Below are 15,045 nucleotides of genomic sequence, written 5' to 3' on the forward strand. Positions count from 1 at the left end.
AGACACTTTCGTCTTCTAAGGGAAAACCCAAATGCGCGTCATGGTCATGATCAAGGCAACCCCCGAATCGGAAGCCGGGCAAATGCCGAGTACCGAACTCCTCACGGCGATGGGGCAGTACAACGAGCAATTGGTCAAGGCCGGCATCATGCAGGGCGGCGACGGGTTGAAGCCGAGTTCGGCCGGCGCTCGCGTGAGGTTCTCAGGGAAGGACCGCACCGTCATTGACGGCCCGTTTGCGGAAACCAAGGAATTGATCGCCGGGTACTGGCTCTGGCAGGTTCAATCGATGGACGAAGCGATTGAATGGGTAAAGCGCTGCCCGAATCCGATGGTCAGTGATTCAGAGATCGAGATTCGCCCGTTCTTTGAGCCTGCGGACTTTGGCGAAGCTTTTACGCCCGAGCTTCAAGACGAGGAAAATCGTCTGCGCAGGCAAATTGACGGGCAGATGCGTTGACGATTTTCACCGCATCAGTCTGCGGGTACGAACGCAATCCAGATCCGACTGTCCGAGACGCTACGCGGGCTTCCGATACGTTGTCCGGAAGCCCGATGCCACGGGTCGATGATTGCCGTCGTCAGTGGGTGTCGCCGGCCAACCGTTCGAAGCCGGTCAGTGCGAAGGTATCTGCTCGATCTTATCGGCGCTCAGGTCGCTCGGGAAGCAATGAGGATGCTCAAAGCCGATCGGAGATCCGCTCGTTGAATAGACGATGTTATCCGTGTTGTTCGGGCCTTGGCCGGCGGGTACAGTGCCGAGCCCCGCGAGCTTGCGCATGCGATAGGCGATCGCATGATCGGCGCAGGCGCTATCGCCGCTCACGCCCAATCCTCCGATGACTTTCCCTGCTGCATAAAGCGCGACGCCGCCGCCGAAGGTAATGACGCCGCCAAGCGTGTGTCCGATGCCGCTGCCCTGTTCGAGGAAGCGCGCGTCAAAAGGATTCGAATTATTCAGGCCGTAAAGGGAGCCGCCCGGCTGGGCGGCCGCATAGAGATTTGCCGTCGATAGGGCGAGTGCGTCGTTGCTGAAACCGTTCGCGGTATAAGCCTTCGCGATTGCAATGGCCCGGCTACCGGGCCAGGCGTCGCCGGTCACGATCACCGAACATAGATGCCCCTGCCGATCGACAAGGGCCGCCCACATCCGGTTAGGCTTGAAGATCCCGCCGTTCGCATCGGGCAGGTTCACGACCGTATTCAACTGCTTTTCCACCAATGCGACCGTACCTTGCGGTAGCGTGCATCGGGCTTGTGGGACATCATCATCGCCAGAGGCACGACTTTCGTGCGAAAAGGACGCAATACAAAACGCTGCGACAGCGACGGTAAGCATCTTACGCATGACGATTCTCCTGACGATCGATTTGACAGCAGGCACGCTGTGGGCGAGAACGCGAACAAACAATAGGACAGCCAATGAAATAAACAACTCATCGCTGTCGAATGTCGGTGGCGAGCTCCCGGCAGCGAACGTACCTCGTTGATCCGGGACTTCGTGTAAATAGTGAAGGCCATTATGCAAGGGCAATTGGCCAAAACAGAGTGCCCGTCAGCCATGCTTGCCTGGCGTTCGACACTGCTACGGACACGAGCGACGATCGGCTCGCCGGAGCGTGGTGCGGCGACGGTTTTGATCGATTGGATGGCGCGGCATATAGTTGGCGCGTGCGCAACACTCTCATTGGAGATCGACGCAATGCCTTATCTACAGCTTGATGTAAACGATCACTACTCTGTCGAGAGCAAAAGACTGCTCGCGGCGAAAATGAGTGAGACCTATGCTCGGATGATGTCGGTGGACGTCAGGCGAATCAGCGTAGGCGAGCGATGAGGGTCCGGGTTCCGCGGCCTGTATTTGCGCATGGCCGTATGACGTCGGCGATATGCGGGAACCACGAGGGCGCCAGGATCGGATCCGCCTCCGTTGCGCCACGACCTGAGCCAAAGTAGGAGGAGGACCATGAGCAGGCTTGCGACATCCCCGGCAGGTAATCGGCGGACGCGACCGTGGTGGATTGTCTTGATTACCACGGTGTTCTGTTTCTTATGCCAGAGCGTCGTCGCGCAAGCGGACGACGGCGCGGCTCGCCTGCACGCGAAATATCAAAGTCTGACGCAGCAACTCGCGCACAACCAGTTTCAGCGACCGCTGTACCTCGAATCGCAGGAGTTGCCGTCGGCGCTCAAGGGCGATATTTACGGGGTGCTCAACTATCCTTTCGCGGTGGTCAGCGGCGCGCTCAACGACCCAACTCAGGGCCCGGCCAACTGGTGCGACGTGCTGATCCTGCATCTGAACACCAAATACTGCCATGCGTCGACCAGCGACAGCGGTACGATCCTCACCGTGAACATCGGCAAGAAAACCGAGGAATCGCTTTCGTCGTCGTACCGCGTGCAATTCAACTTTCGTGCGGTAGCGAGCACCCCTGATTATTTTCGCGTCGAGCTCACTGCCGCCAAGGGTCCGCTGAGCACGAAAGACTACCGTATCGTGCTGGAAGCGATACCGGTGGGCGATAACCGCACCTTTATTCACCTGACCTACGCGTACGGATATGGCACGGCGGGACGGATTGCCATGAAAACCTACCTGGCGACGATCGGCAGCGACAAGGTCGGCTTTTCCGCTACGCCCGATTCGTCGACGAGCGAGCCGCAATACATCGGCGGCGTGCGCGGCCTGGTCGAACGCAATACGATGCGCTACTACCTCGCCATCGATGCCTATCTTGGCGCGCTTTCCAGCCCGCCCAACGCCCGCCTCGACAAACGCCTCGCTGACTGGTTCGATGCGACCGAGCAGTATCCGCGGCAATTGCACGAGGTCAGCCGCGCCGACTATATGCAAATGAAGCACGACGAGTATCAACGTCAGCAGATCGCCCAGTGATCCGCGCAGCGGGCGGGGATCTGATCAATGCAACGCAATATCGTGTTGAAGGTTTTTTTCGGGGGGATGTCGATGCGATGGTGCGTCGATCGTCGTTACCTGGTAAGACAATTGGCCAGGAACCTTGGATCTGCCGTTTTGCGCCAAGTCTGGCCGCCATCGTCATCCGACCTGGGAGCACACTGTGAACCGACTCGACAATCCGATCCTGCGAGTCCTGGAGGGCTACAAAGCCGCGATATTGGCAAAAGACGTGGACGCGTTCGTTGCGCTATACGACCGCGATACGGTGGTCTTCGACATGTGGGGGACATGGTCGTACAACGGCATCGCATCGTGGCGCGCCATGGTGGAGGGCTGGTTCGGTTCGCTGGGTACGGAACGTGTGATAGTCGATTTCAGCGCGGCGCAAACGATCGTCGCCGCGGACCTCGCCGTCGTTCACGCCTTCGCGACATATAAAGCCGTCGACGCCGACGGATTGGAACTGCGCTCGATGGACAATCGCCTGACCATGACGCTGAGGCAGCAGGCCGACGGATGGAAAATTGTCCACCAGCACACCTCCTCTCCGATCGAGGTCGGCACGGCGCAGGTAATCTTCAGGCGCTAGCGGTCTGGCGGTTCGACATCGCGCGTCGGCTCGCGAATAATCACGGCTGCGTGACTTTCCAATTTGCAACGTACCTTCTGTTTAAAAGCAGCCATGAAACCATTGCTTGCCGGCCGATGCCTTTGCGGTGCCGTCCATTACTCGGTAAGAGACGAATTCGTCTATGCGTTGAACTGCCACTGTTCAAACTGCCGGCGCGCGACCGGCTCGGCGTTCAAACCCTTCGCGGGAATCGAGCGCGACAAGCTGCGCATCACTCGGGGCGAAGACAGCCTGTTGATTTTCGGCGATGAACGAGCGGCGCATGATGTGCGCTGCAAAATATGTGGAAGCCTGATGTTCTCGGTGGTTCGTCAGGGGCAATACGTTCACGTCACGCTGGGAACACTCACGGACTCGCCCGCCATGTCTCCCACTGCCCACATTTTCGTGGGTTCAAAGGCACCGTGGTATTCGATCACCGACCCATTGCCGCAACACGACGAATTCGGGTGAGTCTCCTTCCTATCGCAACATCGACTCGAAAGGCGCCGTACCAGTCGCCGCCGCCGTGCGACAGCACGATCAGCGGCAGGTGATGGCCTGCTATCGGCGCGCCGGCCGCGACGGTCCGGGTGACGTCGCCCAAGGCGTGCGGCGTGGCCGGCGCATCGGTGGGATACCAGATTCCGGCCGTGAGCGGCGGCTCGGCGGCTGAGCTCCGGACGGCTCGAGGTCTATGAGACCAAAGTCCAATTGAATATTTCAGGCGCGGGTTCAATAGTAGTGAAACGCCGTATTCTGTCGACGACAAAGCCGGCGCGATCCTCTTCCTAAAATGCCGGAATTGCAGGCAGGCCTTGGTATTGGCGTCAAGAACGTTCCAGTGGGTTTGAGTTTTCGCGATTGCAGGCCTATCACGGTGTCGCCGCCGAACTGCGACGGGACCTGGCGGGAGAACAACTTATGCTGCTCACACCGATTCCCCAACGGACTCCGTCCCGAGAGATGCTCGACGTCCTGATCCGCGCCGGACTCATCGCGGTCCTGGCCGTATTCTGTTTTCGGATCTTCGCGCCGTTTCTTAACCTGATGGCCTGGTCGGTGATTCTTGCGATCACGCTCTATCCGCTGCAGGTCCTGCTTCGCTCCATGCTCGGCGGCAAGGATGGCCTGATCGCCACGCTGATCGTCCTTGTCGCGCTCGTCGTGATTCTGGTGCCAACGTATGCGCTGGGTCTCGCGGTAGCCGATTCGGTCGAGAAATCGATAGCCATTGCCAGGAGCGGTAGCTTCCGGATTCCGCCTCCCGCGGACTCGGTGGCGAGTTGGCCGCTGGTCGGCCAGCGTGTGTACGACTTCTGGCAACAGGCATCGACGGACCTGACCGGTCTTGCGCATAAATTCGCCCCGCAGCTGAAGGAGGCCGGGCTCGCTGTGCTTGCAACGGTGACGGGGCTCGGTGCCGGCCTGGTGATATTTTTCGTCGCGCTGATCGTCGCAGGAATCCTGATGGCCCACGGTGAGAAGGGCTATCACAGCGCGGTGCAGATCGCCTCGCGCATCTCGGGCCCCGAGAACGGCGCTCAGATCGCCGACTTGTGCACGGCGACGATTCGCGCGGTGGCCCAGGGTGTAGTGGGCATCGCGTTTATCCAGATGCTGCTGATCGGCATCGGCTTCGTCGTGAAGGGGATACCCGGCGCGGGGTTGCTCGCGCTGGCCGTGCTGCTGCTCGGCATCATGCAATTGCCGGCCACGCTGATCACCATTCCGGTGATCGCCTTCGTGATCGTCACGGACGGCGTGAACACCGCAAACATCATCTTCTCGGTTTACGTGTTCGTCGCGGGCCTCGCCGACAACGTGCTCAAGCCATTGATGCTGGGCCGTGGCGTCGCGGTGCCGATGCCCGTCGTGCTGATCGGAGCGCTCGGCGGCATGGTGACGGGAGGCGTCATCGGGCTATTCGTTGGGCCCGTGATGCTGGCCGTCGGTTATCAGCTGTTCTGGCGCTGGGTCCGAGACCAGCCTCAACCCAGGCAACCCACGCAACCCACGCAGACCCACGAACAGAAGCAGACCTGAAGCTCGAGGATGGCTCCGTGTCACCGTTGATGCGTCCGTACGGGATCGCAGTGCTGTTCGGGGCGGCGGTTGGCCTGAGCGGATGCATGCGGGTGGGCCCGGACTTCAAGCCGCAGCATGAAGCGTGGAGCGAGCACTGGAGTAGCGAATCGATCACGCGGGTCACGCAACCGGGTGCACAGCCCGATGTGCGCCAGTGGTGGCTGATCTTCGACGATAGGAATCTCGAACGTCTGATCGCCGAAGCCGACGCGAACAACGGCGACCTGAAAATCGCCGGACTGCGCGTGCTCGAGGCGCGCGCACAGCTCGGCATCGCGCTCGCGGGACGCTATCCGCAGGTGCAGCAGGCGAGCGCCGATGTACTGGCTTCGGCGCGCAAGCGCTCGGATGGTTTCAATCCGCGCTCGGGCGCCTTCGTGCAGTACGGCGCGGGCTTCAGCATCGGCTGGGAACTCGATTTCTGGGGGCGTTTCAGCCGCGCGATCGAATCGGCCGACGCCGGATTCTTCGCCGCGCAAGCCAACCGCGACGATGCGCTGGTTCTGTTGCACGCGCAGGTCGCGGATACGTATTTCACGCTGCGGGTCGCGCAGGCGCGGCTACGTATAGCTCGCGAGAACGCCCAGTTGCAAAAACGCAGCTACGACATCGCTCAAAAGCTCTTCAAGGCTGGCGAATCCGACGAACTCGACTTCCAGCAGGCGAAGACGCAGTACCTTGGGACGCTGAGCAGCATCCCCGATCTCGAAAGCCAGATCGTGCTTGCGCGTCATGCGCTGTCGGTGCTGATCGGGCGAGCGCCGGGTCCGCTGCCGGAACTCGACGTGCAGTCGGGCAAGGAAGGCGTGGTGCCGCTGGTGGATCATGCGGTGCTGCAGGACGTACCGGCCGATCTGCTGTTGCGCCGCCCTGACGTTCGCGCGGCCGAGTATCAGATGGCTTCGCAGTCGGCGCTCATCGGCGTGGCAAAAGCGGATCTGTACCCGTCGGTATCGTTGCTCGGCACGCTGACGTGGACCGCCAGTTCGCTCGCGGGCGCACCGAGCACACTGCTCTTTGCCGCGGGCCCGAGCGTGACGTGGAACGTGTTCGATTACGGCAGGATCACGAACAACGTGCGCGTCCAGGACGCACGGCTGCAAGAGTTGACGCTCGCTTATCAGAACACGGTGCGCGAGGCGGCGCGCGAGGCCGACGATGCCGCGACGGCGCTGCTCGCCGCCTTGCAGCGCGACACCATTCTGAATGACGCGCAGGGCGCGGCGCGGCGCTCGCTGACGCTCGCCAATACGATCTATCGGGAAGGGTATTCGGACTTCCAGCGGGTCCTCGATGCGCAGCGCGCGCTGTTCGCGCAGCAGGACGCGTACGTGGTCAATCGCAGCAATGCGCTCGGCAGTGTGATCGCGCTTTACAAGGCGCTCGGAGGCGGCTGGGAAACCGAACAGCCGCTCGTCGACGCGGCGACGCGCGCGCAGATGCGGCAACGCACCGATTGGGGCGACCTGCTCGACCAGACGGCGCCGTCTTCCGGTACGCCGGGGCAAGCCGAAGGGGCGTCACGATGAGCGATACCCACGATACCCGCGAGCCTCGAACCGCCGCCCCGCCGAAGTCGTCGACGCCTGCCGCCGACCCTTCGGGCAGGGCGGTCAAATGGGTCGTCTGTCTGATCGTGCTGAGCCTGATCTGGTATCTGCTCGCCGACCGTTTCACGCCGTATACGCAGCAGGCGCGGATTCAGGCCTATGTCGTGCCCGTCGCCGCCGAGGTGTCGGGACGCGTGACGCGGGTGCTCGTCCATAACAACCAGGATGTCAACGCGGGGGACGTGCTGTTCGAAGTCGATAGCGAGCCCTACCGCATTGCCGCTGACCGCGCGCGCGCCGATCTGGAGTCCACGCGCCGGCAGCTCGGTGCCAGCACGGCCGGTATCGAGTCGGCACTCGCGGCGTTGCGGGCCGCCATCGCGAACGAGGTCAAGGCGCGCCAGGACAGCGACCGTCTCGAGCGGCTCTATCGTGAAGACGAGGGCACCGTCTCCCTGCGACGCCTCGAGGTCGCGCGGGCGACGCATGAACAGGCGCTAAGCCAGGTCGACGGGGCCCGTGCCGAAGTCGAGCGGGCGCGGGAGCAGCAGGGCGGAAGCGAGGCGGAGAATGCGCAGTTGCGCAGCGCCGCTGGCGCGCTGGAGAAGGCCGAACTCGATCTCGCCAACGCGCGGATCAGAGCCCGCTCGAGCGGCGTCGTGACCGATCTGCGCACGGAAGTCGGTCAGTTCGCCGCGGCGGGCAATCCGGTCATGACGCTGATCGCGATCCGCGACGTGTGGATCAGCGCCGACATGACGGAGAACAATCTGGGCCATCTCAAACCCGGCACGCGCGTCGAGATCGCCTTGGACGTGCTGCCCGGCGAAGTGTTCGGCGGGCGGGTTCGCAGTATCGGCTATGGCGTGAGTGTGGGGCAGAGCACGCCGGCGGGCAGCCTGCCCACCGTGCAGAATAGCCGCGACTGGCTGCGTCCCGCGCAGCGTTTCCCGGTAATCGTCGAATTCGACGACAGCGAGCGCGCGCGTCTGCGCGATCTGCGGGTGGGCGGGCAGGCCGAAGTGATGGCCTTTCCGACCCAGGGCAATCCGCTCAATCCGCTGGGACACGCGTTCATCCGGCTGATGAGCTGGCTCTCCTACGTCTATTGAGAAGCCCATGCAACCCGTGACCCAGCGCCTCGGTTATCGCGCGATACGTGTGGCCATCGGAACGGCGATCGCTCTTGCCGTCAGCTTTGGACTCGATTTCCCGATACCCGTCGTCGCGCCGGTATTCACGGTTTTTCTGCTGGCCACGCAGAATCGCCCGCTATCGTTGAAGGCCGGCGTGATTCTTTCGCTGGTGGTGGCGTCGACCACCGGCAGCGGCCTGCTCCTCGTTCCGTTGCTTCGTCACTATGCGTTGGCCGGCATCATGATCGTCGGCCTCATGCTGTTCTTCGCGTTTCGTTACGGGCTGCGTGGCGGCAACAATCTCGTCGCGACTTTTCTGGTCGCGGGACTGACGATGATTTCCGCCGCGGGCACGGCCGACTTCGAACTGGCCCTGACGGTCGTCGGCGCGCTGGCGAAGGGACTTCTGCTTGCCGTGCTGGCGTCGACGCTGGCGCACAGATTGTTTCCTGAAAGCATGGGCGCGCGAGAACAGCCCGCTGCGGCAGCGATGGCGGAAGACGAGGCGGCCTATATCGCGCTGCGTGCCGTGCTCGTCGTCATGCCGGCCTATCTGCTCGCGATGACCGACCCGGCGAACTACATGCCGATCATCATGAAGTCCGTCAGCCTCGGCAGACAAACCTGCACGACCTCGGCCCGCGGCGCCGCACGCGATCTGATCGGCTCGACGCTGCTCGGCGGTCTGCTCGCCATCGCGTTCTGGTTTGCGCTGAGGCTGTTCGTGCATTTGTGGATGTTCTTTCTGTGGATGCTGTTGTTCGGCCTGCTGGTGGGACGCAAGCTGTACGGCCTGCAACCCACGCGTTGTTCGCCGGGCTTCTGGCTGAACAGCCTCGTGACGATGATCATTCTGCTCGGGCAATCGGTGCAGGACAGCGTGGCGGGCAAGGATGTCTACACCGCGTTTGCCGTGCGAATGGGGCTCTTTCTGGCCGTAACGGCCTATGCGTATTTGATGCTTCTGCTTTTCGAGCAGCACCGCCGTGCGGAGTGAGGCGGTGCGGCATGCTGCAAAGCCGATCCGGTGATCGCAACAGGAGCGTGCGATGGGAAATGCGACAGGCGATGGCGCGGTCCGTCCTCGGGCCGGCGAGATCCTGAAGGAAATGGCGATAACCCTGTGGTATCTGAGAGCGATTCTGATCGGTCTGCTTCTACTGTTCGTCCTGCTGACGTTTGGCATGGACTACTGGGGCGCGCCCGTCGAGACAGCGAACCGGACACCGTCGCCGCTGGGTGAAACCGTGTACTTCTGCGCGATCACGGCGCTCACCATCGGGTACGGCGATGTCGTGCCCACTTCGGCGTTCGGCCGGATCGACGCCGCATGCCTCGGGCTGATCGGCGTGGTATTCACCGGCTTGATCGTGGCCGCGGCTGTACGAGGTGTGCAGGAGGCCGCGCATCGGGCGGAAAGGACGGGATAGCGAGGCGCGCAACAGAATGAGACGGACTGGACGGTATTGATGGCGGCAGTCAAGGCTGGACGTATTCAGGTCATTCGTGAATGAGGTTCAAGTCCCAGCCTGACTTTTTCTAAACCACATCGGCTAATTGCCTTCCGGCATTTTCGACGAATGATGGCTGGTAATCAGCCACTTGTGCCCATTCCACGCGTAGGTGAACGTATAGCGCGCCTTGACGACCGAGCCGTCCGCGAACTTGAAGGTGTAGAGCCCCGAGTCGATCGCCGTGTTGCATTCGATCATGATGTCGCGGAAGTCGATCGTGCCGACCGGTTTGTTTTCGAGGAAGTGTTTGAAATAGTCGAGCTTTTCGTCGGCGGTCAAACGCGGCTTGTTCGAGACGGTCGGCAGCAGGATCGAGTTCGGCGCGTAGTTCGCCACGACCTTCCGCGGGTCGCCGGTTTTCAGCGAGTCGTTCCAGCGATCGAACAGTGCGGAAATCTGCTTTTCGGAGGTGGGATGGCACGCTTCGGACCTCGCGAATGCGTTGCCATGGGCCACGACCGCAACCATCGCAAAGACGACGGACGGCCCGTCTACGCTGATTCTCATGATGCCCTCCGCGATTGTTGCCGGTGGATGGTTCCGCCAGTAAATCGAAACTGCACACGGCATATCCGCCACAGCATCGACGTTAGAGGACAAGAACCCGGGTCATTTGCGTCGGTTCAGCTCGCTTCTTCCAGAACCACGACGCTGCGCGCCTCCACGCGCGACTGATCGCTTTCGATAGCGCCCTGTTGCGCCGCTTGCACGATGTCATGCGGACTGTCGCGCGCGGTATCGACGATACGCCGCCAGCGCCGCCCGTCGGGCGCCGGCAACTGGACCGTGCGGGCGCAATCGTCCATGTTGAACACCGCGTGCAGTGCCGGCTCGCCCGGCTCTTCGCCGCCCAGCGTGACGGCGAGAAGCCGCGCGCCTGGATCGTGCCAGCCCGGCTCGTTCAGGCGCTCGCCGTGCCATGCCGCATCCGGCCGAGTCTGCCCCGGCGGGGGCCGGCCGGTCAGGAAATGCCGCCGCCGCAAACTTGCGTGGCGCTTGCGCAGCGCGATCAGTTCGCGCACGAAGCGCGACATGGCCGAGCCGGCTTCAGTGGGTGTCCAGTCGAACCAGCTGAGCGAGTTGTCCTGACAATAGGCGTTGTTGTTGCCGCGCTGGCTGCGCAGCACCTCGTCGCCGGCGAGCGTCATCGGCACACCCAGACTGAGGAACAGGATGGCCATCACGTTGCGCGCCTGGCGATGTCGCAGACCGAGAATCTGGGCGTCGCCGGTCCCTCCCTCGGCCCCACAGTTCCACGACAGGTTGTCGGAGCTGCCGTCGCGATTCTCGTCTCCGTTGGCTTCGTTGTGCTTCGATTCGTAGCTGACGAGATCGATCAGCGTGAAGCCGTCGTGGCACGTCACGAAGTTGACGCTGTTGTTGGGCAGCCTGCCGTCGTCCGCATAGAGGTCCGAGCTGCCCGCGATGCAGGTCGCGACCGCCCCGATGAGCCCCGGGTCGCCGCGCACGAAACGGCGAATCACGTCCCGATAGCGGCCGTTCCACTCGGCCCATGCCATGCCGGGAAAGGCGCCGACCTGATACATGCCGGCGGCGTCCCACGCCTCCGCGATCAATGGCACGCGCGACAGCACACGCGAAGACTCGATCGCCCAGGGCAGCGGTGGATCGAACATCAGCTCGCCGCGCTGGTCGCGCGCGAAGACACTCGCCAGATCGAACCGGAAGCCATCGACGCCGAGTTCTTCCACCCAGTATTCGAGGCAGCGCACGATGAACGTCGTCACCAGTGGATGGTTGCAATTGATCGTGTTGCCGCAGCCGGTGTAGTCCCGGTAGCGGCGTCGGTCGGCCGCGTCGAGGTGGTAGAAGATATCGTTGACGAGTCCCTTGAAGTTGATGACGGGGCCCGTCTCGCCCGCTTCGGCCGTATGGTTGAATACGACGTCGAGCAGCACGGCGATGCCCGCGGCGTGCATGGCGTCGGTCAGCGCGCGAAACTCCTGAGGGGCGCGCGCGGGATCGCGGCAGTAGCGAGGATGCGGGCTGTAATAGCTATGCGTGCTGTAACCCCAGTAGTTGCTCAGGCCGAGGGCCGCCGTGGCGGGCGGAACGTCCTGTTCGTCGAAGGCCATCACCGGCAGCAACTCGACGTGGGTCACGCCAAGCTGCGTCAGGTACGGAATCTTTTCGATCAGGCCGGCGAAGGTACCGGGATGCTGCACGCCGCTCGACGGATCACGTGTAAAGCCGCCGACATGCAGCTCGTAGACGATCGCGTCGTCGAGTCCGCGCGAGATACGCCCAGGGGACGAGGGCAGGGGTTCCGTCACGATCGCGCGGTGGGTTTTGTGCCCGTCGGGATTCGGCTGGTCGACCGCAGGCCGCGTCCACAGCACGTCGCTGACCGCGCGGGCATACGGGTCGAGGAGTTCGCGGTCGGGGTCGAACGCGTGGCCGCTAGAGCGCGTATCGCGCGGACCGTCCGCCCGCCACGTGTAGTAGGTGCCGAACGGCAGCGCTTCGACCATCACGTGCCAGTAGTAGAAGGTGCGGTTGCAAGCGGCGGCGAGCGTGATGATCTGGAACGGCTCGGGGCTGTCAGCCGCGTCGTACAGCAACAGCTCGACGCGCGTCGCGTGACGGCAGAAGATGCAGAAATTGATGCCGCCGGGCACCGCCGACGCGCCCACGGGAAACCGCGACCCGGAGCGAACCGCATGAGCACGCACCGATCCCGTTTCAGGGTCATTGATCAAGGGTGATCCTCATCGGGCGGATCTTCCAGATCTTGTCGCAGTATTCGCCGATGGCGCGGTCGGAAGAGAACTTGCCCGAGCGCGCGGTGTTCAGGATCGACATCCGGGTCCAGCGCCGCGTGTCCTGCCAGGCGGCGCTCACGTCGTCCTGACGCGCCACGTAGGCGGCATAGTCGGCGAGCACGAGAAACGGGTCCGCGTGCGTCAGATTGTCGATCAGCGGGCGGAACATCTCGCGCTCTCCTCGCGAGAAATGACCGTCGGCGATCAGTTGCAGCACTTCGCTCAGTTCCGCGTCGTCCTTCACATAGTCCGCGGGGCGATAACCCGCGCGCTTCACACGTTCCACTTCGTCGGCGGTCAGGCCGAACAGGAAGAAGTTTTCGTCGCCGACCTCTTCGCGGATTTCGACGTTGGCGCCGTCGAGCGTGCCGATCGTCAACGCGCCGTTCATCATGAACTTCATGTTGCCGGTGCCCGATGCTTCCTTGCCGGCCGTCGAAATCTGCTCGGACAGGTCGGCGGCAGGGTAGATGAAGTGCGCGTTCTTCACATTGAAGTCCGGATAGAACACGACTTTCAGCCGCCCGTTCACCACCGGGTCGTTATTCACGACTTCGGCGATGCCGTTGATCAAACGGATGATCAGCTTGGCCGTTGCGTAGCCGGGCGCCGCCTTGCCGCCGAACACGAAACAGCGCGGTGTCAGCGCGAGCTGCGGATCACGCAGCAGGCGCCGGTACAGCGTGACGATCAGCAGCGCGTTCAGATGTTGCCGCTTGTATTCGTGGATGCGCTTGACCTGCACGTCGAACAGCGCGGCAGTGTCGACGCCGATGCCCGTGACGCTCCGGATATGCTCGGCGAGCACGGCCTTGTTCGCCTGCTTCACGCTACGCCAATGCTGCTGAAACGTGGCGTCATCGGCATAGGCTTCGAGCTTGCGCAGTCGCGCGAGATCAGTGACCCAGCCAGCGCCGATGGTCTCGTCGAGCAGCCGCGCGAGCGCCGGATTGCAAAGCAGCATGAAACGGCGCGGCGTGACGCCGTTCGTGACGTTGTGAAAGCGCTCGGGCCACAATTCGGCGAAGTCCCGCAGCACGGTCTGCTTGAGCAGCCCGGAATGCAGTTCGGCGACGCCGTTGATCGCGTGGCTGCCGACCGTCGCCAGATGCGCCATGCGCACGAGCTTGTCACCGCGCTCGTCGATCAGCGACATGCGTGCGATGCGCGCGTCGTCGCCTGGATAGCGCTGCCGGACCTCGTCGAGGAAGCGGCGGTTGATCTCGTAGATGATTTCGAGCAGGCGCGGCAGCAGGTTGCGCATCAGCGGCAGCCCCCAGGTTTCGAGCGCTTCGGGCAGCAGGGTGTGATTGGTGTACGCGAGCGCGCGCCGCGTGATGTCCCAGGCCTCGTCCCACGGCACCTGCCTGTCGTCCACCAGCAGACGCATCAGCTCGGCGACGGCGATCGACGGATGCGTGTCGTTCAACTGCACGTTGAACAACTGCGCGAAGTGTCCGACCGGTTCGCCCCTGATTTCGAGCAGGCGCAGCATGTCCTGCAGCGAGCACGACACGAAGAAGTATTGCTGCGCGAGACGCAGGCGCTTGCCGATCTCGGGCTCGTCGTTCGGATACAGCACCTTCGACAGCGTCTCGGAGATGACCTTTTCGTTGACGGCCTCGTAATAGTCGCCGGCGTTGAAGTCCTGCAGGTCGAACGACTCGACCGCCTCGCTCTTCCACAGCCGCAAGGTGTTGCACGTGTTGACGTGATAGCCGGGCATCGGCGTGTCGCAAGCCACGCCCTTGACCTGCCGTGTGGGTATCCAGCGCACGCACAGGTGCCCGCGTGCATCGGTTTCGTCGTGGGTGCTGCCGCCGAACCCCACGTAGTACGCAACCTCCGGGCGCACGATCTCCCATGGATGGCCCTTTTGCAGCCACTTGTCGGTGGTTTCGACCTGCCAGCCGTCGCGAATCTGCTGGTCGAAGATGCCGAACTCGTAGCGGATGCCATAGCCGACGGCCGGTATTTCCAAAGTTGCGAGCGAATCCAGATAGCAGGCCGCGAGGCGGCCAAGTCCGCCATTGCCGAGCCCCGGCTCTTCCTCGAGTTCGAGCAGCATATCGAGGTCGACGCCGAGCGCGCGCAGCGCTTCGCGTGCGTTGGCCTCGATGCCGAGATTGACGAGGTTGTTGCCGAGTTGCGGGCCGATCAGAAACTCGGCGGACAGGTAGCAGGCGACCCGCACATCGCTTCCGGCGTAGGTCTGTACGGAGGTTGCCCAGCGGGCCAGCAGCCGGTCGCGCACGCTATACGCGAGCGCCATGTACCAGTCATGCGGGGAAGCGATCGCCGGATAGCGGCCCCGCAGGCACAGCAGATTGTCGAGCACGCCGCGTTGGAGCGCGGCGGCGCTCAGGCCGGTGCGCGCTGCATCCGCGCTTTGCTGCGAGGTCGTGGTGGGAGCGTCGGCCATGATGCTTTCCTCGGTGCAT

Annotated in this window: 13 protein-coding genes and 1 pseudogene; 10 read left to right on the forward strand and 4 right to left on the reverse strand. The window is 62.9% G+C overall.

Annotated elements, in window-relative coordinates:
• Window positions 1–31 precede the first annotated feature (31 nt).
• The gene (locus tag OKW27_RS36100) at window positions 32–460 is read left to right on the forward strand and encodes a YciI family protein (protein WP_184066858.1); all 429 of its coding nucleotides are present in this window, start codon (window positions 32–34) and stop codon (window positions 458–460) included.
• Between the two features lie 156 nt (window positions 461–616).
• Here the strand turns inward: OKW27_RS36100 and OKW27_RS36105 are convergent, their stop codons facing one another.
• The gene (locus OKW27_RS36105) at window positions 617–1,348 is read right to left on the reverse strand and encodes a GlcG/HbpS family heme-binding protein (protein ID WP_090804175.1); all 732 of its coding nucleotides are present in this window, start codon (window positions 1,346–1,348) and stop codon (window positions 617–619) included.
• Between the two features lie 354 nt (window positions 1,349–1,702).
• Between OKW27_RS36105 and OKW27_RS36110 the strand changes: the two are divergent.
• The 9 genes and pseudogenes from OKW27_RS36110 to OKW27_RS36150 all read left to right on the forward strand — a co-directional run.
• Window positions 1,703–1,834 (forward strand): annotated as a pseudogene (locus OKW27_RS36110) (tautomerase family protein); the annotation flags it as partial.
• A 132-nt stretch (window positions 1,835–1,966) separates the two neighbouring features.
• Window positions 1,967–2,899, forward strand: a complete 933-nt coding sequence (locus OKW27_RS36115; protein WP_090804177.1) for a hypothetical protein — start codon at window positions 1,967–1,969, stop codon at window positions 2,897–2,899.
• A gap of 184 nt (window positions 2,900–3,083) precedes the next feature.
• Window positions 3,084–3,512, forward strand: a complete 429-nt coding sequence (locus tag OKW27_RS36120) for a YybH family protein (RefSeq protein ID WP_429336261.1) — start codon at window positions 3,084–3,086, stop codon at window positions 3,510–3,512.
• A 93-nt stretch (window positions 3,513–3,605) separates the two neighbouring features.
• On the forward strand, window positions 3,606–4,007 hold the full coding sequence (locus OKW27_RS36125; protein WP_429336262.1) for a GFA family protein: 402 nt from the start codon (window positions 3,606–3,608) through the stop codon (window positions 4,005–4,007).
• 450 nt (window positions 4,008–4,457) lie between these two features.
• Complete coding sequence (locus OKW27_RS36130; protein ID WP_429336263.1) at window positions 4,458–5,579, forward strand: AI-2E family transporter; 1,122 nt, start codon at window positions 4,458–4,460, stop codon at window positions 5,577–5,579.
• A 29-nt stretch (window positions 5,580–5,608) separates the two neighbouring features.
• Window positions 5,609–7,150 carry a TolC family protein gene (locus tag OKW27_RS36135; RefSeq protein ID WP_429336633.1) on the forward strand — a complete coding sequence of 514 codons (1,542 nt, stop codon included), beginning with the start codon at window positions 5,609–5,611 and terminating at the stop codon, window positions 7,148–7,150.
• A complete protein-coding gene (locus OKW27_RS36140) occupies window positions 7,147–8,283 on the forward strand; it encodes an HlyD family secretion protein (protein WP_429336264.1) in 1,137 nt (378 codons plus the stop codon). The genes OKW27_RS36135 and OKW27_RS36140 overlap by 4 nt, the downstream gene beginning before the upstream one ends.
• Window positions 8,284–8,290: 7 nt before the next feature.
• On the forward strand, window positions 8,291–9,304 hold the full coding sequence (locus tag OKW27_RS36145) for a DUF2955 domain-containing protein (protein ID WP_429336265.1): 1,014 nt from the start codon (window positions 8,291–8,293) through the stop codon (window positions 9,302–9,304).
• A gap of 52 nt (window positions 9,305–9,356) precedes the next feature.
• Entirely contained in the window at window positions 9,357–9,737 is a 381-nt protein-coding gene (locus tag OKW27_RS36150) for a potassium channel family protein (RefSeq protein ID WP_090804188.1), read from the forward strand.
• 123 nt (window positions 9,738–9,860) lie between these two features.
• Here OKW27_RS36150 and OKW27_RS36155 read toward each other — a convergent pair whose 3' ends face one another.
• The 3 genes from OKW27_RS36155 to OKW27_RS36165 all read right to left on the reverse strand — a co-directional run bounded on the left by OKW27_RS36155 (window position 9,861) and on the right by OKW27_RS36165 (window position 15,026).
• A complete protein-coding gene (locus OKW27_RS36155) occupies window positions 9,861–10,328 on the reverse strand; it encodes a protein kinase (RefSeq protein ID WP_429336266.1) in 468 nt (155 codons plus the stop codon).
• A gap of 116 nt (window positions 10,329–10,444) precedes the next feature.
• Window positions 10,445–12,541, reverse strand: coding sequence for a glycogen debranching protein GlgX (gene glgX, locus OKW27_RS36160; protein WP_429336267.1), 2,097 nt, complete (start codon window positions 12,539–12,541; stop codon window positions 10,445–10,447).
• Entirely contained in the window at window positions 12,531–15,026 is a 2,496-nt protein-coding gene (locus OKW27_RS36165) for a glycogen/starch/alpha-glucan phosphorylase (protein WP_429336268.1), read from the reverse strand. The genes glgX and OKW27_RS36165 overlap by 11 nt, the downstream gene beginning before the upstream one ends.
• Between the last annotated feature and the right edge of the window lie 19 nt (window positions 15,027–15,045).

Source organism: Paraburkholderia sp. 35.1 (assembly GCF_050436525.1).
GTDB lineage: Bacteria > Pseudomonadota > Gammaproteobacteria > Burkholderiales > Burkholderiaceae > Paraburkholderia > Paraburkholderia tuberum.

Bases quoted from the DNA above. Each gene is read 5' to 3' on its own strand.
- OKW27_RS36100 (WP_184066858.1), top strand. From the start codon at position 32: ATGCGCGTCATGGTCATGATCAAGGCAACCCCCGAATCGGAAGCCGGG.
- OKW27_RS36105 (WP_090804175.1), bottom strand. From the start codon at position 1,348: ATGCGTAAGATGCTTACCGTCGCTGTCGCAGCGTTTTGTATTGCGTCC.
- OKW27_RS36115 (WP_090804177.1), top strand. From the start codon at position 1,967: ATGAGCAGGCTTGCGACATCCCCGGCAGGTAATCGGCGGACGCGACCG.
- OKW27_RS36125 (WP_429336262.1), top strand. From the start codon at position 3,606: ATGAAACCATTGCTTGCCGGCCGATGCCTTTGCGGTGCCGTCCATTAC.
- OKW27_RS36130 (WP_429336263.1), top strand. From the start codon at position 4,458: ATGCTGCTCACACCGATTCCCCAACGGACTCCGTCCCGAGAGATGCTC.
- OKW27_RS36135 (WP_429336633.1), top strand. From the start codon at position 5,609: ATGCGTCCGTACGGGATCGCAGTGCTGTTCGGGGCGGCGGTTGGCCTG.
- OKW27_RS36140 (WP_429336264.1), top strand. From the start codon at position 7,147: ATGAGCGATACCCACGATACCCGCGAGCCTCGAACCGCCGCCCCGCCG.
- OKW27_RS36145 (WP_429336265.1), top strand. From the start codon at position 8,291: ATGCAACCCGTGACCCAGCGCCTCGGTTATCGCGCGATACGTGTGGCC.
- OKW27_RS36150 (WP_090804188.1), top strand. From the start codon at position 9,357: ATGGGAAATGCGACAGGCGATGGCGCGGTCCGTCCTCGGGCCGGCGAG.
- OKW27_RS36155 (WP_429336266.1), bottom strand. From the start codon at position 10,328: ATGAGAATCAGCGTAGACGGGCCGTCCGTCGTCTTTGCGATGGTTGCG.
- OKW27_RS36165 (WP_429336268.1), bottom strand. From the start codon at position 15,026: ATGGCCGACGCTCCCACCACGACCTCGCAGCAAAGCGCGGATGCAGCG.